Source organism: Mucilaginibacter sp. Mucisp73 (assembly GCF_059491465.1).
On record NZ_CP168507.1, the window covers coordinates 1,443,893 to 1,465,158 of the forward strand.

Below are 21,266 nucleotides of genomic sequence, written 5' to 3' on the forward strand. Positions count from 1 at the left end.
ATAATGAGCAATAACGATATCATGAAAAAGCTGCGGGTGGCTATGAAATTTACTGATGATGATATTATCAAGGTTTTGGCATTGGTTAATTTCAGGATCACCAAAGCCGAAATAGGCGCCATATTCCGCGCTGATGACCACCCCAACTTTAAACCCTGCGGCGATCAGATCCTGCGTAATTTCCTGAATGGTCTCATCATCTACAAACGCGGCCCAAGGGATCCAAAACCGAAACCGGAGTAATCTGAACCGGGATTTGGGGGGATTCACCGGATTTACAGGATTTGATTTGCGGGCAGAATGAGTAGATTGGTTAGATTTCACAGACAAAATCCTGACTTCCGAAAAATCCTATGAAATCCCGGTTCAGACAAAAATCAATGCCCTTCCACAGGCTTTTCCTGTATTAATCTGTATCTCCCTGATTTAATCAGCTTTTGTTGCTGAGCCGAAAATGAGGTTCTGCCCCCGAAATCCTGTACCCAATAGGTTTTATATTCAGCTACACCTACTTCCTTAAAGTCCGGGTTCATGAGGTTACGGCAATGGCCTTCGCTTTTAAACCAGCCTGCCATCACTTCAGCAATGCTTTGCTGGCCCTGGGCTATGTTTTCGCCTATGGCAAAACTTTTGAAGCCTTTAAATTTATAACCGGCGTATACTATGCGGTCTTCCATGCTGCGGCCATCTTTACTGTCGTGACTAAAATAGCTTTTGCGGGCCATGTCTTTAGCGTGGCCTATGGCTGCATCTTCCAAATCATTATTCCAGGTAAGGGGAGGGGCCGGCGGAAAATATTTGCTTCCACAGTTGCAGCCTTTCTGGCGCGTAGCATTAATGCTGTTTAAAAACTCGGTCCTGAATTGTTTGCTGCTTTGGCTGTAGGCATTCGCAAACCAGAATAATGCAGCAAATAATACTATCAATTTTTTCATCTTAGTGCTTTGACAATTTTAAACGCCTGTGGTTTAAATTATTGTTTAGGCCGCCTGATAGCAGAACGCCAGCGGCCGGTTTTCTTCCGTCTGTAAATGATAATGATAGCTATAACGACGAGAATAATAGTGGTGACTGTGAGGACGATAACGATGTTATGTGCCTGGCGTACCTTAGCATTGGCCTGCGCCTGGAGTTTTTGGTAAATACTTTTTTTTTGGCTATCGCCGAATCCTGCTTTTTGATCTTGATCGAATCGGCAGCAGCTACTTTGGCAATGCTATCAACAGTAACTTGGTTAAGGCTATCGTCTAAAAACTCATGGCGTTTAATTGCTGCGGCTGCCTTATCAAAATCGTTCATTTTCCGGTAAAGTTCGGCAAAGCCTACCTGCACTATCGACTCTTTTTTAGGATCGTGGGTTTTGAGCGATAAAGTTAAAGCATCGTTCAGGTCCTTCATACTGAGTTTATAGTCTTTGATGTCGCTTTTAATGGCTGCAAGCTCTATGAGCGAGTTGATAATATTAAGGGTATCCTTCCTTTGCCTTGATATGGTGTTCGATTGTAAAATGAACCATTTGGCCTGGCTGAATTTACGCTGCGAACGGTAAATCTTTGCAAGCGCGTTAAAGCTTGTACGCAAGCCTAAAGTATCGTTATAAGTAGAATAGCTATGCAGGGCGAGCATAGTGTAATTAAGCGCCTCGGTTTGGAAATAGTATTTCATCCGCCGGGTTGATACGGTATCATATCCTAAATAATGGGCAGCTATTTGGGTATAAATAGGGCCTTTTAACGAGTCGCTGGTAACCTGTAATTTTTGCTTAAGGCTATCAAGCTCACTGGCGTGTGCGGATAATTTAAGCATAGCTGTCAGAATAAAAAGTAAGGTAATAAGTCTCTTCATATAACAGATTACTCGAAAATGCAATAATCCACTTGTAATTAGGCAAATAGCGTGCCTGTTTAAGATCACCGCCATGGGTGTTTGTGAAGGTGCTTGGCTTTTTGTTCGTTTTTGAAATGTATGGGCTGTTTTTCAGGAGGATAGCCCTGGAAATATTAATTAACAATTGCCTGCTCGTTTTCCACAGCATCAACTTTAATGCATAGTATAGTATACAAAAAAAGATTTTGCTATGCGATTCGCTTAAGAGATCACCCGTTCGTATTTATTCAGCGCTGATCTTAAACCTGCAAATTGCTTTAACAGTACATTGTATAAGGCAATACCCAATGCCGCACAAGTGATACCGGCTAACACGTCGAGCACGTAGTGGTGGCTTGCATATACCGCCGTAAACCAGATGCCAACGGTTACCACCGCAAAAAAGATATTAGCAAGTCCCAGCTTGTTTTTTAAGCCGTAGTAAAGCACTATAACCGGGTATGACGAATGCAGCGACGGCATGGCAGCAAACACGTTTGAACCTTTTGTATAAATCCCTTTAAAAACCCCGGCATGAAAATAGGCGTCAAACCTGGCCAGCCCGGCGGTATTGCCCATGGTTAACGGAATAAAATGAAATCCGTGATATTGAACAAACCAGGGTGGTGCGGCAGGGTAGGCGTAGTAAACTATAAAGCCCAGGATATTCACCAAAACAAACGTTAACGAAAAATTGAGGAACTGTTTTTTGTTTTTGAAGAACAGGTAAGCGGCAAAACCCAGCGGTACGGGGATCCAGCATAAATAGAATAAGCCCGATAATACATCAATAAAAGTGTTGCTGTTGGCCAGCCAGTATTCATTAGGTGTAAGCAGTTTGCCGTTAAAATGAATGCCGAACAGGTGTTTCTCTGCATTATAAAGTTCGGCAATATGTACCGGGTTGTAGTTATAATTGGGGAAGGCTTTCATGTAATCAAAAACAATCCAGTACACTATGAAAATAGTGAAGCCCAATATAAACTTGCGGGTTATTGCCGATGCATAGAACAGCACATTGAAAATAACTACCAGCGTAAGCTCGTCTGGTTTATAACCAATAAGGAAAGTTGAAAACGCCAGGTAAGCAATGGAAAGCAGTGAAACAATAATTATCGACCGGATATTTACTGTTACGCCTGTATTGGCATTGGTCATTGCTATTTTTTTAAGAAATCTGAACGGAAAATTTTGTCCCAGAAAGGTGAACTCACACCATAACCCTTTTCAGGATCCTGGTAGTGGTGCAGCATATGGTGTTGTTTTATTTTTTTGAACAGCCCGCTTTTAAAATTAAAATGGTGCATGGCATAGTGCGATATGTCATAAAACAGGTACCCTAAAATAAAGCCCGGAAAAAAGCCCCAGATATAGTTTACAGGCAACAACCATTTAAACAAAAAGAAAAAGCCTGTAGCCAGCGGAATGCTTAATGAAGGGGGCAATACCAAACGTTTGGCATCGCTCGGATAATCATGATGCACGCCATGCATGATAAAATGCAGACGTTGCGCCCATTCCAGTTTTTCGCTTGGCTGATAATGGAAAACAAAGCGGTGCATGATGTATTCGGTGATCGTCCAGATGAAAAGCCCGAAAATAAACAGGCCAAGATATGTTAATACATCCAATCCCAGGTCAAAGAATTTATAGCTGCAATATCCAATAACGGGTACAAAAATATATAGAGGTACGGTATAGTGTACCTTTGATAAGCCTTCTAAAAAGTCGCTCTTAAACATTCGCACCGATTCCTGCGAGTTGGATATATATTTCTTTTTCATTGTTATAATCAGGGTTTAAAATGTTTTACGATCTCTCTGCCTGTTTATGGTGTTAAAATTGTTCAGAATGGCTGGCCTTTAACCAGCAAAAGGCAATTTTAGCAAAGATATTGCTAAGTGTAAATGCCTTTATTTTATTGTTACGAAGATATGATATTTGTTGGTAAGTCTTAAGCCTAAAGTTCTAAGTCTAAAGTTCGCAGTCTTAAGAGAAGTAATTCAACGTCCTCGTTTAAGACTTTTGAATTAGACCTACAGCCTTACTTACCTTCTTCCTCTTCCAGTTTAATTAAAGCTTTTTTAGCTTCTCTTAGCCTGTTAAAAGCCGTAATATTGGTTAAAACGGCAAGTATTACCAATGGGATAGTAAATATCGATATGGTTTCAAATACATGAAATTTGATGCCCGGGACAAACAATTTATAGTTACCGCCAATATACTGGGCTACTATACCTGAAAGTGCTGCGCATAAGCCGATAGTTACTACGCGTTCTGGCCTTTGCATTAAGCCGCCTTTAATTTCAACACCTAAACCTTCGGCACGTGCACGTACATAACTAACCATCATTGAGCCTATCAATGCAATAAAGGCAGCTATCGAGCTCAGGAAATAGTGATGTGCTACCAGGTAATAACAAATACCCAAAAACATGATCAATTCGCTGTAGCGGTCAAGTACGGAATCATACAAAGCACCAAAGGTTGATTTCATATTGCCTAAGCGGGCTACCTGACCGTCAAGCATATCAAATAAGCCTGCAAAAAGGATGAGGCCGCCGGCCCAGCCAACATAGCTCAGGTCGCCGCGGTTACCTTCTTCGGCACCTAAAATAAATATCCCTGCAACGCCTACATTAAGTACAAAACCTATGGTAGTAACTGCATTGGGGGTTAAGCCTATTTTTATAAGGATCTTCACAAACGGATCAATAACCTTATATATCCCTAACTGTAGGTTGGTTCTGAATGATCTCCTAAGTGTTGTTGTTTGCTGTTCCATTTTTCTCTCTGCTTATTAGGTGCAATGATTAAAAGTCGAATTTAACCCTTGTGCGCAGGCCCCATTGGGCAACGTTTGGCTGGTCAAGGTAGTTAAAGCGCCTCACAAAATCTATGCGTATAAATTTAAATATATTTTCAATACCAACACTACCCTCAACATAAGGCGTTTTGCCCAATGTATAAGTAATCGGCACACCATCGGTGCCAACGGGTAATTGATATAATGACGGATGTATCGAAGGATTGTTTTGATCAGACAGGCCGCCGTATAATACTTTTAACGATGCGGTTTCGCGCCATTTCAATTTCTTTAGCAAAGGTATTTTATTAAAGAAGAAACCGCTGAAGTGCTGGTCTATCCTGAAGCTGGCATATTTATCACTCACAAACTCCAAAAAGTTCATTAAGTTGTATGAGTCGAGGTCATACGCGTAAGTTTGGTTAGCCCTGTGTATGGTTAACAAGGGGTACGGCACCGAACCAAAGATTTTACCCGCCGAAACATTAATATCCGCATAACCTAACTGCGAAAAGTAAAAGCGTTTATCGGCACGGAAATCAAGCTTTTGATAATTGTATTCGCCGGCAAATAGGCCTTTAATACCTTGAGCATAATCAAGTTCAAAGGCCGGGTATTTGTTAGGGATAGGGATGCGATAGATCTTGCCCTGGTAAAACTGCTCATGAGGTGCCCAGCGGATACTTCCGGTAAGCTCAGTGGTGGTTAAGTGATGGATAGAATTTGGCAGATCATTAACAACATTATCAAAATATAATGATCCCGCCGGCTCCTGGGTCCATTTTTTGAAGCCTGCGGCAAACGAAAGATGGCTTTCCAGTTCGTGTAAATAATCAAACCTGTAAAAATCGTTATAAAGGAATTTATCGTTCACGCCACGCTTAAACGATAACAGGAAGTTATCCTCCTGCACAAACTGCAGGCTTGCGCCAGGGATTTTGGTATCACGCTGAAAACTTGCCCTGATATAGTTTTGAGGGAAACGATAGATAGATTTATTATTAATAGAGTAGGTTGCACTTAAAAAGTACTTCCAGCGCTCATCTTTAAAGCCATAAGCTGCATAAGTTTCAAAGTAGTAACGTTTGCTTAATTCGGGCGTTGTACGACCGCCTACACGTAAACGGAAACCTTCAACCGGGTTAAAGCTGTAAAATGTGTTGGCAGGACCTAACTCAAATTTACCAAAGCCTTTATAGCCTGCAAGCAGGAGCGTTGCTATATCAACCGTACGTTTAAACGAAGGCATATTACGCAAGCTGTCGATGTTTTTATAAACTTTTGATTCGGCAAGCGTTAAAGTATCCGGCCTGTTTTCCTGCCAGAATGATTCGGGGCGATGTTTCACTTCATCGCTTAATTCAGCATATGGCGATCCCTGGTAAGTTGTATCCGGCCTGGGTTTGTTAACCACGTAATTGCTGTAGGTTATGGCCCGGATACCAAATAAACCACTCTTTGCATCTTTTTTGGAAGCGCCAAAATCTGCAATGGTAGTGCTTTTGCTAAGGTGATAGCGGCCATCCGGGTTTTGTTGAAACTCCAGGTTAACAGTCATCGACCTGATGAAGTTGATATTGATATGCTTGTTGATAGTTAAATCACACTTTTGAACAGCGTAGTTGCCATCGAGCGTGATGTATATGCTACCCTCAAAAAGTACGTCGGTTGTATTGCGGGGGGTAAAGTCAAGCTTAACCAGTTTGTTGTTATGTGCATCAACAATGGTATCGGCAATAAAGTATTTGTAATAATTTGGCGAGTTGTCAGATATTGGGCTAAGAAACTGGCTGGTTATCAAAAATACGTTGTTGGTATAAATATCAACCTTGTTGTATAAGTGCTTGAAATATTGGGTAAGCCCTTCATTATCGATACCCGCACCGTAGTTAACACTTTTTTGGCCGGTTATATCTTCCCTTGTTTTTTCGGGGTTTTTACGGTAATAAACCTGCTGCAGCTTTTCATCAAGATAAATAGGCAACAATGATTTTCCTGGTACCAATGAGCTATCGCGGTTATCTAAGATGAACTTATACTTGCGGAAAAATTTCCTGTCCGAAAACTGGGCGGATACATTGCTTAGTGCAAACATCATTTTATCATACTCCTTGTATTCAACATAGTTGTATGCTTCGGGACGGTTCTTTTCTTTATTTTCGATAACCTTGCGGATCAGTTCAACAGCTGGGTTGTCTTTATTACGGTATTTAGGTTTTTTGCCCGATTTTACCACAACTTCGTTAAGCTGTTGCGAAGCCGGGAACATTTTTACATTTATAACCTGCTCTTTACCCGGAACAACGGCTAAAAAGGCGTCTTTATAACCTAAAAATGAAATTTTGATTTGTTTGTATTGCTGATTGTTTGTAGCCAGGCGATATTTGCCATTAACATCAGTAGTGGTACCGGTAGTGGTGCCCGTGAAAGAAATACTAACAGAAGGCAGCGTTTGTTTATTACCTGCATCGGTAACAGTACCCGTTATTACCGTTTGCTGTGCATATAATGCCGAAGCAGAAAAGAACAGTATTAAGAAAAATAAGCTTTTATAAAATTTTTTACAATCCATGTACTTTGTGCAATTGTGCAAATACAAACTTCTTTTTTCGGCTTAACACTTTAATTATTAGATAAAGAGGTATGTATTAGTTATTCAAATATTTTTGGCAGATTGATTATGCCTGCCTCCGTATGTTTTTCATTGTTCTGCCGCTCAATCTTTCCCCGCTTACCTTGCTTTGTACACTCCCGGCAGATGGTTATTACGGAGTTTACAATTAACAGGCCAAAGGTAAAAAAAATCACTACAGACTAATGTGGTCAAAAAGTCAAATATTGTTTACACATATTTATACCGTCGTATCGCAATAATTATAAGTACAGCCCCAACAACGGTTTTAGCTATTGGTTAGTATCCTGATAGGTTAAGGATTGTTTACTTAGTTGTATTGTAAATAATTGATAATCAGGTTGTGTTTTGTGTTTTTGTGTCCGGTTTACAGCCTTTAGATATGCATAAATAACATTATTTAACACTTTTAAATTTACTGCCGATATGACTATAGCTTTAAAATAATGTTACTTGCGTATGATCATTTTTACCTCACAAAAACAAAACAGCCGTAAAGCAGGGTTTAGTTGCTTACGGCTGTTTTGACGGTATTTGGTAATTTAACGATTATTCGGTCGCGAACATGTCGTCATAATAATCCAAACCAAGGTGGGTGATCAGGTCCTCGCCCATCAGGTAACGAAGGGTATTCTCCAATTTGATCAGTTGTTTAAAGATGTCATTTTCTGCATGTAAACCAGGTGCAGTTTGAGGCGATTTCAGGTAGAATGACAGCCATTCCTGGATACCGCTCATGCCGGCACGTTTAGCCAGATCGCAGAAGATAGCCAAATCAAGCGCGATAGGGGCAGCAAGGATTGAGTCGCGGCAAAGGAAGTTAATCTTAATCTGCATTTTGTAGCCTAACCAGCCAAAAATATCGATGTTATCCCAGCTCTCTTTGTTATCACCATGCGGAGGGTAGTAGTTGATACGGATCTTGTGGTAGATATTACCGTAAAGTTCCTGGTTATCTTCCGGTTTGAAGATATCTTCCAATACACCCAGTTTTGATACTTCTTTAGTTTTGAAGTTATCCGGATCGTCAAGAACCCAGCCATCGCGGTTACCCAAAATGTTGGTCGAGAACCAGCCGTGCACACCTAACGAACGTGCTGCCAACCCTGGGGCCAATACTGTTTTCATTAAAGTTTGACCTGTTTTGAAATCTTTACCAGCAATCGGGGTTTTGGTTAATTTGGCCAGTTCGATTAATGCAGGGATATCAACTGTTAAGTTAGGGGCGCCGTTAGCAAAAGGAATACCTAATTTTAAAGCCGCGTAAGCATAGATCATACTTGGAGCGATCAGCTTGTCATCATTTTTCAAACCTTCTTCAAAAGCTGCTAATGACTGGTGTACAGCTGATGCTTCGTAGTAGATCTCGGTCGAACCGCACCATACCAACACAACCCTGTCAAGACCATTAGCCTCTTTAAAGTTTTTGATATCTTCCATTACCTGCTCGGCAAGCTCAAGCCTGGTTCCGGTTTTAACGTGGGTGCCATCAAGGTTTTTAGCGTAGTTTTTATCAAACGCGGCTTTCATTGGCTTTATAGCTTCCAATTCGGCTTTAACCGAATGTAAAAGTCCTGCTTCCAGTACCTGTGCGTTTGAGGCTGCTTCAAATACGTTATCTTCATAAACATCCCAACCGCCAAATACGATGTCGTTTAAATCGGCTAAAGGAACAAATTCTTTAATTTTCGGGTTACGGTTTTCGGTTCTTTTTCCTAAACGTATGTGGCCCATTTGAGTAAGGGAGCCAATTGGCTGCGAGATGCCTTTTTTAACGGCCTCTACGCCGGCAATTAAGGTAGTTGCTACAGCGCCTAACCCGGGGATCAGGATGCCAAGCTTGCCTTTAGCAGGTGTAATGTTGATTTTCATTTATGTTACTATTATTTATTTCAAATTAATTGGTTAAAGCCATTTGTTGGCTTTATACCATTTTAGCGTTTCGGCCATGCCGTTTTGCAGATTGTATAAAGGATAAAAACCCAGGTCGGATTTAGCTGCTTCAATATCGCAATTCCAGTTAATGGCGGTCAGTTCATTAAGCTTTTCAATATTCAGCACTGCAGCTTTGTTGCTCAAAGAACTTATTTTTTCAGATACTGCTGCAATCATTTTAACAAAATTTACAGGCAGATGAAACTTTAGCGTTTTTAGCATTAACACATCTTTGGTGATGGTGCCTAACTCGTAACGGTTATAAAAATTACCATCGCTCAGGTTATATGTCTTGTTATTGCCACCGTATAAGGCCTTGATACTTGCTTTGGCCAGGTCTTTAACATATATAAAGCTGAGCTTTTGCTGCGCCTTGCCTATATAAGGCTCAATGCCCTTCACTATCTGTTTAAAAAATATAAATATGCCGGTGTCCCTCGGTCCGTAAACCGCGGTAGGTCTTAGTATGGTATAATTCAGGCCGCTCACCGTTTTTAATTTCTGTTCGGCAAGCAATTTGCTCCTGCCGTATGCTGTAACAGGATTAGGAGGAGTTGCCTCGGTTATGGTGCCGGTTAGCGTATTAAGCGGCCCAACGGAAGCCAGGCTGCCAATAAGTACAAACTTTTTTAAATCGGGGCAAGCTTCATAAGCCGCCGAAGCAAGGTTATATGTATATGTTGCGTTGATCCGGTTATATTCGGCTTCGGAGCGGGCACTGGTTACACCTGCCGCGTGGATAATATAATCGGGCTTTATCTCGGCCAGTTGCTTCTTTAGTGTTTCTTTATTGTTAAACTCGGGGTAGATATATTGAATGTCTAATTCCTTAAGGTGATCAATTTTGCTGCTTTTGCGTATAGCTATAAAAACCTCCAGATTGTTTTGAAGGGCTTCTTCAATTAAATGATATCCAACAAATCCGCTTGCACCGGTTATTAAAACCCGTTCCCTCATATCGCTTTTTGATATAACCTGTATTTTTTATAAGGGTCGCCTTTTATAGCTTCAATGGCACGGTTCATCATATCGTTGTTCTCCAGTGTCCAGCCGGCTTCGGCATGTTTATAACCCTTGGCCTTATATTCCCTTATAATGGTGCCGTATAAGCAGGCTTCAATGCCCATTTTGCGGTAATCTTCAATAACGCCGAGGGCATAAATGCGGATGCCGGTGATGCTTTTTTTGCCGAACAATAATTTGAAAATGCCGGTGGGCAACAAGCGACCTCGTTTTATTTTTTTGAAGATATCGTTATAATCGGGCAGGGCCAGGCCAAATGCAACTATCTTGCCACGTTGCTCGGCAACAATAGCAAAATCAGGATCAAGGATCAGTTTAAGATCTTTGGCCAGGTAATCATATTCTTCATTGGTTAGTGGCACAAAACCGGTGTTTTTGTCCCAGGCCGAGTTATAAACGTCGCGAAGTTTTGCAGCCTCTTCCTTGAAATTTTTAAGGTTGATCTTGCGGATAATGATATCGTTGCGTTTTAACCGGTCTTCAAGCGCGTTTAATAACCTTACCGATTTATCATCATAGGCTTGTCCTTCCCAATGCCATCCAATCAGGTCAACATCTTTTTTAAAGCCAAAATGCTCAACCAGGTCGGCATAATATGCAAAATTGTAGGTGTTCATCAGGAATGGCGAACTATCAAATCCCTTTATTAATAAGCCACAGGGCTCATTGGTTGAAAAGTTGGTAGGGCCTAATAATTTACCGGTAACGCCTTTTTCTTTAAGCCATTTGGTAACGGTTTCAAAAAGCAGGTCAGATACCGCCGTATCGTTAATACAATCAAAAAAGCCAAAAAAGCCATCGTTAACGTGGCTGTATTCGTTATGGCCGTTATTAAGGATCGCGGCTATCCGGCCAACAATTTTATCGCCATCATAAGCTAAAAAGGGCTGTACGGTATTGTGTTTATGGAAGGGATGTTTGGTTAAGAGGTCCCTTTGGGCAATAAACAACTCCGGAACATAGTAAGGATCGTCCTTGTACAGGTCATGCGGGAAATCAATAAACGAAGCCAGTTCTTTTTTTGATTTAACCGTTACTATTGTAATCATGTGTGGTAAATGATTGAATAAAGCAAATTGGTATGCTTTAAAATAAAAAGTGCATTTAGCTTACCTTAATTAAAAAGCAGCTAAATGCACCTCAGGTTTCTTCATTATATTTTTTCTTTAACAGAAGCGGTTACACCAACTTCTTTAAAGGCTTTTGACAGTTTTTCAACGGCTTCGTCAATTTGCTCAAAGGTATGGGTAGCCATCAATGAGAAACGAAGCAGTGACGAATCGGAAGGAACGGCAGGGGATACAACCGGGTTAACAAATACACCTGAAGCTTGCAGGTGTTTGGTAACCGCGAAAGTTTTTTCGTTATCACGAACGTAGATCGGCAAAATAGGGCTTTCGGTAGGGCCAAGGTCAAAGCCTTCTTCCAGCAAAAGTTTCATGGCATAATTGGTGTTATCCCATAATTTCTCGATACGCTCCGGTTCTGATTCAATGATATCTAATGCTGCAATTACGCTGGCTACAGAGCCCGGAGGCATACTTGCGCTAAACATCAATGAACGTGCGCGGTGTTTGATATAATCAATAGTGTCCTGATCGCTGGCGATGAAACCACCTAACGAGGCTAATGATTTACTGAAGGTACCCATGATCAGGTCAACTTCATTGGTAAGGTTAAAGTGCGAGGCGGTACCTGCACCTTTATCACCAATTACGCCAAGGCTGTGGGCATCGTCAACCATGATATTGGCACCGTAAGTATCGGCAAGCTCAACAATCTTAGGCAATTTAACAATGTCGCCTTCCATGCTGAAAATACCGTCAACAGCGATAATCTTCACGGCATCTTCAGGAAGTATGCTTAATTTGCGCTCCAAATCGGCCATATCGTTATGAGCGTACTTGATCACTTTTGAAAACGACAGGCGGCTGCCGTCAATGATACAGGCATGGTCATACTCATCAAGTATGATATAATCATTCCTGCCGGTAACGCACGAAAGTACACCAAGGTTAACCTGGTAACCTGTGCTGAATAAAACAGTAGCTTCTTTGCCTACATAGTTAGCAAGCCTGTTTTCAAGCTCAATGTGGATATCAAGTGTACCGTTCAAAAAACGTGAACCGGCACAGCCTGTGCCATATTTGTCAATTGCTTTTTTTGAAGCTTCTTTGATTTTTGGATGATTGGTAAGGCCTAAGTATGAGTTAGAACCAAACATTAATACCCGCTTGTTGTCAATAATTACCTCAGTGTCTTGTGCAGACTCAATAGGCCTGAAATAAGGATATAACCCCCGTTCACGCAGCATATTTGCTACTTGAAACTGAGCGATTTTCCCATGTAGTTTTTTAACCATGTATATTAACTCTGCTTAAATTTTGTGTAAAAATACCATGAATAAGCATATAACTTATACGGTGTGTGTAAATTTTTTTAAAATAATGCCTATTAACGTATCAATACTACTTAAGAAGCACACAAATTCTTACACGGCAAATTAATTAATTTTTTTGTTTATATCGAGCCTATTATTTTCATTTTTTTGTCAAAAGCCCAAAAAGCTGATACTATCCCGTGTTTTTGTAATTTTTTACGTAAAATTCTTGTTCGTGATTTTAAATTAGTAATATTAATTACATATTCGCATTCCCCGTAACAATCGTGCACTAATTATAAAATTTTTTCTTATAATTTCTGCCTGATATACATTGTTATTTATAGCTACCCTATGAAAAAACACAAGTACTTTTTGGCGCTTCTTGTACTTAATTTAACATTGAATTTACATAGCAATAGTTATGCCCAAACTGCCGCTGATAGTATAAGCGGACCGGTTTCCTTAAAACAGGCTATTGACTTTGCCTTGCGTAACCAACCAACAGTGAGGCAGGCTTCCATTGATGAACAGATCAATGAGCGTGATATTAGAATTGGCCTGTCGGCCTGGCTGCCGCAGGTGAACGGCTCGGGCCTTTATAATTATTACTATAAGGGCAGCCCGCAGGCTGGTGCCTCCGGTGCTAACATCCCCAGCAACGCGGGCAGTATCCGTAACCTTTCAACCCTGGGTGTCACAGCCTCACAGGTACTATATAACAACGACGTATTTCTTGCTTCAAGGGCGAAAAGATATTCGCGCGAGTACTATAAGCAGAACACCTTGAGCAGCCAGATTGATGTGGTAAGTGATGTAAGCAAAGCTTTTTTTGATGTTTTACTATCCGGCAAACAACTTGACATTACTAATGAGGACATCATCAGGTTGCAAAGAAGCCTGAAGGATGCCAAAAGCAGGTATACCGCCGGTGTATCCGATCCTACGGATTATAAGCAGGCAACCATCGCTTTAAATAATTCATTGGCTACCCGTAAACAAACCGAAGAAGCCATCAAAAGTAAAACTGCTTTATTAAAGCAGATCATGGGCGTAGGCGCGGCTACACCGTTAAGCCTTTCTTATGATTCGAGCCGGTATGAGCAGGAGGCCAGTATTGATACTTTGCAATCGCTCAATGTAAATAACCGGATCGAATACCGTTTGCTTGAAACAACAAAGGCACTCAATAATCTCAACGTAAATTACTACCGCTTTGGGTTTTTGCCTTCATTATCGGCGGTAGGGAGTTACCAGCATGCATACTTCAGTCATGATTTAGGTGATTTGTATAATAAGTCTTTCCCTACAGGTTATGTTGGCTTAACGCTGGCTGTACCTATTTTCCAGGGGACGAAGCGCCTGCAAAACCTCGCTAAAGCCAGGCTGCAGGTTGAACGTACCGACCTGGACCTGATCAATACAAAAAATAGTATTTATACGGAATATACCCAGGCACTGGCGGCATATAAAAGCAATTATACCAGTTACCAGCTCATTCGCGAAAATGTTACACTTGCAAAAGATGTATATAAGGTGGTAAGCCTGCAATACCGCGAGGGGGTAAAAACTTACCTCGACGTAATTGTATCGCAGGCAGATCTGCGTACTGCCGAACTGAGCTATTATAATGCCCTGTTCAATTTGCTCAGCAGTAAAATTGACCTGCAGAGGGCCCTTGGAATCCTGCCTGTTCAGCAACCATAAGATAAGATATCGTCATAAAAAAATAAAAACTACAGCAACACACGAACAACCTATTCTACATGAAACATACATATATATATTGGTTAGCCCCTGCAGCACTTTTAACATGGGCATCATGCGGTAAACCTCAAAAGGGCGGGCCGGCGGCCATGCCCCCAACCCCAGTATACCTTGCCGACGCTAAAACAGCCGAAGCAGTATACTATGATAAATACCAGGGTATTGTGGTTTCGGTGAACACTGTCGAACTGCGCAGCCAGGTACCGGGTTTTGTAACGGGTATATTTTTTAAAGAGGGTGATGTTGTGCAAAAAGGCAAAGTATTGTATGAAATAGATAAACGCAAATACCAGGCTGCTTTTGACCAGGCTAAAGCTAATGTGCTAAGCGCCGAGGCCAATTTGGTTAAAGCGCAAAAAGACATTGACAGGTATAACATGCTGCTTAAGAGCGATGCGATTGCCCGTCAGACAGTGGATCAGGCACAGGCTACCTACGAAACTAATAAAAGCCAGGTTGCGGTAGCCAAAGCCGCGCTTGAGTCGGCCCGTACCGATTTATCATATGCCACCATTACCGCGCCTTTTACAGGGCGAATAGGGATCTCGCAGGTGAGGCTTGGAACACAGGTAGCAGCAGGTACCACATTGATGAACACCATATCGGCCGAGCACCCCATAGGTGTTGATGTGGTGATCAATGAGCAGGATATCAACCGCTTTTACGGTCTGCAAAAATCAAGTACCGACAGTACCTTTAAATTGGTGCTGCCCGACGGAAGCAAATACAACAAAACAGGTAAAGTACTGGCGATTGACAGGGGCGTTAGCAACCAAACCGGCAGCATTAGGGTGAGAATCCAGTTCCCGAACGAGGATGATGTGCTTAAGGATGGCATGAGTTGTGTTTTACAGGTGCTGAACAGCCAGTCGGGCCAGCGGGTACAAATCCCTTACAAAGCAGTAACTGAGCAAATGGGTGAGTTTTTTGTTTTCGCAACAAGAGATACTGTTGTTAAAGATACAGCTGCCGATAAAACTGTTAAGGACAGGCGCGATACAATTGCAAAACAGGTGAAGGTGAAATTAGGGCCGCGTATTAACAGCGACGTAGTGATAATGGATGGCATAAAACAGGGTGATAAAGTGATTACCGACGGTTTTCAGCGTTTGCGCGATGGTGGCAGGGTCACTACCGGAACAGCCGCGCCGGCCGGAGCAGCACCCAAAAAATAAATTTATATCAACAGGAAAAATTTTAAGCCGAAGAAGGGGCGCATCTACCCTGGAAAACTTAATATAGAGAAAGAATGATCGCAGATACTTTTATAAAACGACCGGTTACCGCCATTGTAATATCCCTGGTGATATTAATAGTGGGCATCCTGTCAATATCCAGCCTGCCTATAGGCCAGTACCCTGATATTACACCTCCAACCGTGTCAGTTAGCGGTAACTATGTCGGTGCTGACGCGTTAACCGTAGAGCAAACGGTAGCTACACCGGTTGAGGTGCAGGTAAACGGCGTACCCGGCATGACCTACCTGCAAAGTAACAGCAGCAGCAACGGGCAAATGAGCATGACGGTTAACTTTGATGTTGGTACTGATATCAATATCGCAGCGCTCGACGTGCAAAACCGTGTAGGTATTGCTTTACCAACCTTGCCGCAGGAGGTACAGCGTTTGGGTATGGTGGTACGTAAACGTAACCCAAGTATTCTGATGCTTGTGGCCATGTTTAGTCCAAAAGGCACCCATGATGTCACTTTTACTGATAACTATACCAACGTATTTATAAAGGACGCTATTTTGCGTACCAAAGGAGTGGGCGACGTTGTTACACGTGCCGATGATTTTAGTATGCGCATCTGGCTTAACCCGGATAAACTTGCTGCGTTAGGTATGAGTGCTGCGGATGTAACCAGTGCCCTTCAGGAGCAAAACGCGCAGGTTGCCGCCGGTACGGTAGGCGCTACACCGCAATTAAAGGGGCAAACATTTGAGTATTCGGTTATTGTAAAAGGCCGTTTAGAGAAGCCAGAAGAATTTGGTAATGTGGTTGTTAAAACCCAGCCTAACAATGGGGGCATAGTACATTTAAAAGATGTTGCCAGGATTGAGCTGGGTAAATTCAACTATTCAGGTAACTCATTTGTTGATGGTAAAAGGGCATCTTATCTGCTGGTGTACCAGGCCCCGAACAGTAACTCGCTTGAAACTGCCGATAATGTATACGCTACTATGAATGAGCTTAAAAAGAGCTTTCCTAAAGATATAGATTACGTAGTTCCTTTTGAGGCCATAACCGTGGTGAAGGTGTCGGTAAGCGAGGTTATCGAAACGCTGGTTATAGCACTGGTGCTGGTTATATTGGTGGTGTTCCTGTTTCTGCAAAGCTGGCGCACAACGCTCATACCGGTACTGGCTATCCCGGTGTCTATTATCGGTACGTTTATCTTTTTTATCCCGCTCAACTTTACCATTAATACGTTAACGCTGTTTGGTTTCGTACTGGCCATTGGTATTGTGGTGGATGATGCTATTGTGGTGGTTGAGGCTGTACAGCATTATATGGATGAGGAGGGCATGACACCTAAAGAAGCCACCCAGCACGCTATGGCCGATATCTCGGCCCCCGTAATAGCAATTGCGCTGATCCTGGCTGCAGTGTTTGTGCCGGTAGGCTTTGTGCCGGGTATAGTAGGGCGATTGTATCAACAGTTTGCCATCACCATTGCCATATCTGTATTGATATCGGCTTTTGTTGCGCTATCATTAACACCTGCATTGTGTACGTTGATATTAAGGCCGCATAAGATAGATGAAAGCTCCCGTGGCTTAAATAAGTTTTTCTTTAAATTCAATACCTGGTTTACCCGCGTAACCGGTAAATATCGAAACACGGTTGATAAAAGCATTAAAAACTCAAGATACATTATCATTCTGCTGGTATGTATCATTATAGGCGCGATACTTTTATTTAGAAGCAAGCCGTCGGGTTTTATTCCGCTGGAAGATGATGGTCGTGTGTATATTACTTTTGATTTGCCCGAGGCATCAGCAACCGGCCGTACTGTTGACGTGTTACACAACATGATGAGAACGCTTGATAGCGTACCGGAAATAGCTCATTACGCGGCGCTGGGTGGTTTGAATGCCATCAGCTTTGCAAGTAAATCAAATAGTGCAACCATATTCGTGCAGTTGAAACCTTGGGATGAACGTAAAGAAAAGTCGCAGCAGATAACAGCGCTTGTTGCACGGTTAAACCAAAAGCTCGGTAAGTATAAGGAAGCCAATGTTGTGGTGATCCAGCCACCGGCAATTCCGGGGTTGGGTAGTACAGGAGGTTTCTCGTTTATATTAGAGGAGAAACAGGCAGGCGGCGATATCAAGGTATTTGAGAAAACGCTCCGAACGTTCCTTGGCGCAATCAACCAGCGTAAGGAGATAGCAAGGGCATTCTCGTTCTTTACCGCCAGTACGCCTGCTTACCAGTTAACGATAGACAGAGAGAAATCTAAAAAGCTTGGTGTAGCGATATCTGACGTGAACAATGCGTTGCAAACCTATTTGGGCAGTACCTATATCAACGACTTTACCATTTACGGTCGTAACTTCAGGGTAGTGGCCCAGGCCGATACCAGTTATCGTACCAATGTGCAAAACATAGGACAGTATTTTGTGCGAAATTCTTCAGGAGCCATGGTGCCATTGAGCACACTTACATCATATAAGGTAATTGAAAACTCACCATTGATATCGCACTATAACCTGTTCCGTTCGGCCGAGATTAACGGTAGTACCAAGCCGGGGTATAGTAGTGGTGATGCTATTACCGCTTTGAAAGAGACAGCCGCGCAGGTATTGCCGCAAGGTTACGGTTACGAGTTTTCGGGCCTGAGCCGTGAGGAGTTATTATCCGGGTCAAAAACGGTATATATATTTGCACTGTCAATAGGATTCGTGTTCCTGTTCCTGGCTGCTTTGTATGAAAGCTGGTCGGTACCCTTTTCTGTGTTATTGTCAGTGCCCTTGGGTGCATTTGGTGCCATATTGTTCCTTACTTTCTGGCCCGATCTTACCAATAACGTTTACGCCCAGATCGGTTTGATAACGTTGATAGGTTTGGCGGCCAAAAACGCCATCCTGATTGTAGAGTTTGCCAAAGAACGTGTGGACGCAGGCATGGAACTGGAAAAAGCTACGCTCGAGGCTGTCCGGCTGCGTTTAAGGCCAATCATCATGACGTCGATGGCATTTATATTGGGTGTAGGTCCGTTGATGGTTGCATCGGGTGCCGGTGCTGAAGCCCGTAAAACCATAGGCTGGACGGTGTTTGGGGGAATGCTTACTGCTACTTCATTGGCTATATTTATAGTACCGGTTTTATTTTACCTGATCACTAAAATGGCTTACGGTAAAGAAAAACTTGCCGAGCTTGAAAAAAATTATGACCCTAAAAAGCACGGACCGGAGGCATAATAATTGTTAAAGTTTTGTAAAAAGAGAGGCGCAAGTCTCTCTTTTTTACTTTCCGGCAGGTTTGGTATACTGCTATACCTCGCTATTTAACCATTTATAGGCTCGAAATTTGGTGTTAGTAGACACTTTTGATGCTTATGCAGGGCAGTTTTTAATAAAACCATTCATCATAAAATATATTAAACGGTAATTATTTTGTATTGACCTTATCGCTTTAAATAATATTGATTTTCAATTATTAAGCCGTGTGTGATTGGATTAAACGTGGTTGTTTTAATAGTTTAAATAATATCCTGGATAGTAAATGATGCCAATAATGGCAAAGTATTTGTTAAGGAGGAGTTAATACAATGGAAAATTAAAAAATGAACATTGTAGAATTTGACTAAAAAACACAACTATGAAAACAATGACTAAAATGATAGCTTCGGCGTTTACTGCGGTGGCTATCTTTATCGGAACAAATGTTAAAGCTCAAACCACACCAGCAAACGCGTTGCGCTTTGGGGTGGGCCTGGAAGCAGGTATCCCAACAGGTAACGCCCACGACATTTCAAAATTTGAGTTAGGCGGTACTGCTCGTTTGCAATATGGTGTAAGTAATGATTTAGCCCTTACACTTACCTCGGGTTATTACAATTTTTTTGGTAAAACCTATACATCATCATTTTCCAACTCTACGTCAACAACTACAGTTACAGTTAAGGGCAGGTCTTTAGGCATAATTCCTGTAAAAGCCGGTATTAAAGCTTTTGTGGGCGATGGCTTTTATTTCGCAGGCGAAGTGGGTGCCGGTTTTGAAGTTCACCCACCAATTGCAGGGGGGGAAAAGAATACCAAACTTATCCTTTCTCCTGGCTTAGGTTATGCCACCAAATCATGGGATATTGGTGTGCGTTATGAAAACTTCTCTGGACAAAGCAATAACTATGGCCTGGTTGGCTTACGTTTAGCTTATGGATTTGGATTGTAAGACTGAACCATGATTTTTAGGATTTCAGGATTGTCCTGATTTAAAGAAAATAATTACAATAAAAAATCCGCTTGTTATTTGGCAAGCGGATTTTTTTATTTCTGAACCGGGATTTGGAGATTTGCCGGATTTTTGGGATTTGAAAGGCGACCGGATAAGTATCCGGAGAATCCGTTAATCCTAAAAATCGTGGTTCAGACTAATTTACCCAACGCTTCTTTTAACCTTCTCATCGCTTCAATCAGCTTATCTTCGGCCGCAGCATATGATAAACGAATTGAAGAAGGATCGCCGAATGAATCGCCGCCCACGGTGGCTACGTGGCCTTCTTCAAGCAGGTACAAGCTTAAATCGTCAGAGTCATTGATCACGCGGCCATTGTAGCTTTTACCAAAGAACGAAGTTACGTTAGGGAAAAAGTAGAATGCTCCATCTGGCAGGTTTACTTTAATGCCTTCTATTTCGCTCAGCAATTTATAAACAATATCACGGCGTTTTTTGAATGCGGCGCGCATTTCAAGCACGCTTTCCAAACCACCTTCGTAAGCGGCTATGCCGGCACGCTGAGTGATTGAACAGGTACCGGAAGTTACCTGGCCCTGCATTTTATCAAAAGCAGCAGCAAGTTCTTTAGTGCTGGCTGTGTAACCAATACGCCAGCCGGTCATGGCAAACGCTTTCGACCAGCCGTTGATGATCACCACACGGTCTTTAATATAATCAAACTGTGCGATAGATTCGTGTTTGTCAACAAAGTTGATATGCTCGTAGATCTCGTCGCTTAGGATGTAAACTTGTGGATATTTTTCAAATACCTTAGCTAAACCTTCAAGTTCATCTTTGCTGTAAACGCTTCCTGTAGGGTTGCAAGGTGATGAAAACATGAATAGTTTGGTTTTAGGCGTAATAGCAGCCTCTAACTGCTCAGGGGTAATTTTGAAGTTAGTATCAACGGTAGTGTTAATGAAAACGCTTTTACCTTCGGCCAATTTAACTACTTCACTGTATGAAACCCAGTAAGGAGTAGGGATAATTACTTCTTCGCCGGGGTTAACCAAACACAATACCGCGTTAGCGATAGCCTGCTTGGCACCTGTTGAAACAACTATGTCGGCAGCATCATAATCAAGATTGTTCTCGTTTTTTAGCTTTGTAACAACGGCTTTACGAAGGTCAGGATAGCCTGCTACTGGTGTGTAGTAGGTGAAGTTCTTGTCCATGGCCTGCTTGGCAGCTTCCTTGATGTGTTCAGGGGTATGAAAATCAGGTTCACCAAAGCTAAGGCTGATCACGTCGACACCTTTAGCGGCGAGTTCACGGCCCAGTTTGGCCATTTTAATTGTTGCAGATTCGGACAGGTTTTGTATCCGGGTACTTAATGCGCTCATATAAATTGTGTTATCGCGGCAAATATAGAAAATAACTTTACTGCTACTTACGGTTGTTATTTTTTAAATT

16 protein-coding genes are annotated in these 21,266 nt (G+C 42.1%); 5 read left to right on the forward strand and 11 right to left on the reverse strand.

Translation table 11 applies throughout. The features are described 5' to 3' along the window. Nucleotides 1-3: 3 nt before the first annotated feature. Nucleotides 4-243: a DUF1456 family protein gene (locus tag ACEN82_RS06185; RefSeq protein ID WP_413318120.1), complete on the forward strand. Its 240-nt coding sequence runs from the start codon at nucleotides 4-6 to the stop codon at nucleotides 241-243. A gap of 134 nt (nucleotides 244-377) precedes the next feature. Here ACEN82_RS06185 and ACEN82_RS06190 read toward each other — a convergent pair whose 3' ends face one another. The 10 genes from ACEN82_RS06190 to spt all read right to left on the reverse strand — a co-directional run bounded on the left by ACEN82_RS06190 (nucleotide 378) and on the right by spt (nucleotide 12,624). After that, entirely contained in the window at nucleotides 378-935 is a 558-nt protein-coding gene (locus ACEN82_RS06190; RefSeq protein ID WP_321558069.1) for a CAP domain-containing protein, read from the reverse strand. A 109-nt stretch (nucleotides 936-1,044) separates the two neighbouring features. Beyond that, complete coding sequence (locus tag ACEN82_RS06195) at nucleotides 1,045-1,806, reverse strand: hypothetical protein (RefSeq protein WP_413318118.1); 762 nt, start codon at nucleotides 1,804-1,806, stop codon at nucleotides 1,045-1,047. Between the two features lie 282 nt (nucleotides 1,807-2,088). Beyond that, nucleotides 2,089-3,024, reverse strand: coding sequence for a phosphatase PAP2 family protein (locus tag ACEN82_RS06200; protein WP_413318114.1), 936 nt, complete (start codon nucleotides 3,022-3,024; stop codon nucleotides 2,089-2,091). Between the two features lie 2 nt (nucleotides 3,025-3,026). After that, nucleotides 3,027-3,650, reverse strand: a complete 624-nt coding sequence (locus ACEN82_RS06205; protein WP_090526343.1) for a sterol desaturase family protein — start codon at nucleotides 3,648-3,650, stop codon at nucleotides 3,027-3,029. A gap of 260 nt (nucleotides 3,651-3,910) precedes the next feature. Next, nucleotides 3,911-4,651 (reverse strand): CDP-alcohol phosphatidyltransferase family protein, encoded by a 741-nt coding sequence (locus tag ACEN82_RS06210; protein WP_090526345.1) that lies wholly within the window; start codon nucleotides 4,649-4,651, stop codon nucleotides 3,911-3,913. Nucleotides 4,652-4,679: 28 nt separating this feature from the next. Continuing rightward, nucleotides 4,680-7,244 (reverse strand): DUF5686 family protein, encoded by a 2,565-nt coding sequence (locus ACEN82_RS06215; protein WP_112655850.1) that lies wholly within the window; start codon nucleotides 7,242-7,244, stop codon nucleotides 4,680-4,682. Between the two features lie 609 nt (nucleotides 7,245-7,853). Beyond that, the gene (locus tag ACEN82_RS06220) at nucleotides 7,854-9,176 is read right to left on the reverse strand and encodes an inositol-3-phosphate synthase (protein WP_413318111.1); all 1,323 of its coding nucleotides are present in this window, start codon (nucleotides 9,174-9,176) and stop codon (nucleotides 7,854-7,856) included. Between the two features lie 33 nt (nucleotides 9,177-9,209). Next, a complete protein-coding gene (locus ACEN82_RS06225) occupies nucleotides 9,210-10,196 on the reverse strand; it encodes an NAD-dependent epimerase/dehydratase family protein (protein ID WP_413318109.1) in 987 nt (328 codons plus the stop codon). Continuing rightward, entirely contained in the window at nucleotides 10,193-11,311 is a 1,119-nt protein-coding gene (locus tag ACEN82_RS06230; protein WP_413318107.1) for a GNAT family N-acetyltransferase, read from the reverse strand. Before ACEN82_RS06230 ends, ACEN82_RS06225 begins: the two co-directional genes overlap by 4 nt. Before the next feature lie 104 nt (nucleotides 11,312-11,415). Next, nucleotides 11,416-12,624, reverse strand: coding sequence for a serine palmitoyltransferase (spt, locus tag ACEN82_RS06235; protein ID WP_090526354.1), 1,209 nt, complete (start codon nucleotides 12,622-12,624; stop codon nucleotides 11,416-11,418). A 372-nt stretch (nucleotides 12,625-12,996) separates the two neighbouring features. Between spt and ACEN82_RS06240 the strand changes: the two genes are divergently transcribed. The 4 genes from ACEN82_RS06240 (at nucleotide 12,997) to ACEN82_RS06255 (ending at nucleotide 19,808) form a co-directional block, all read left to right on the forward strand. After that, nucleotides 12,997-14,349: a TolC family protein gene (locus tag ACEN82_RS06240; protein ID WP_090526356.1), complete on the forward strand. Its 1,353-nt coding sequence runs from the start codon at nucleotides 12,997-12,999 to the stop codon at nucleotides 14,347-14,349. Nucleotides 14,350-14,408: 59 nt separating this feature from the next. Then, nucleotides 14,409-15,584 (forward strand): efflux RND transporter periplasmic adaptor subunit, encoded by a 1,176-nt coding sequence (locus ACEN82_RS06245; RefSeq protein WP_413318104.1) that lies wholly within the window; start codon nucleotides 14,409-14,411, stop codon nucleotides 15,582-15,584. Between the two features lie 74 nt (nucleotides 15,585-15,658). Continuing rightward, the gene (locus tag ACEN82_RS06250) at nucleotides 15,659-18,835 is read left to right on the forward strand and encodes an efflux RND transporter permease subunit (RefSeq protein WP_413318102.1); all 3,177 of its coding nucleotides are present in this window, start codon (nucleotides 15,659-15,661) and stop codon (nucleotides 18,833-18,835) included. A gap of 400 nt (nucleotides 18,836-19,235) precedes the next feature. Then, nucleotides 19,236-19,808, forward strand: a complete 573-nt coding sequence (locus ACEN82_RS06255; protein ID WP_090526363.1) for a hypothetical protein — start codon at nucleotides 19,236-19,238, stop codon at nucleotides 19,806-19,808. A 194-nt stretch (nucleotides 19,809-20,002) separates the two neighbouring features. Here the strand turns inward: ACEN82_RS06255 and ACEN82_RS06260 are convergent, their stop codons facing one another. Then, nucleotides 20,003-21,196: a pyridoxal phosphate-dependent aminotransferase gene (locus ACEN82_RS06260; RefSeq protein WP_413318099.1), complete on the reverse strand. Its 1,194-nt coding sequence runs from the start codon at nucleotides 21,194-21,196 to the stop codon at nucleotides 20,003-20,005. Nucleotides 21,197-21,266 lie beyond the last annotated feature (70 nt).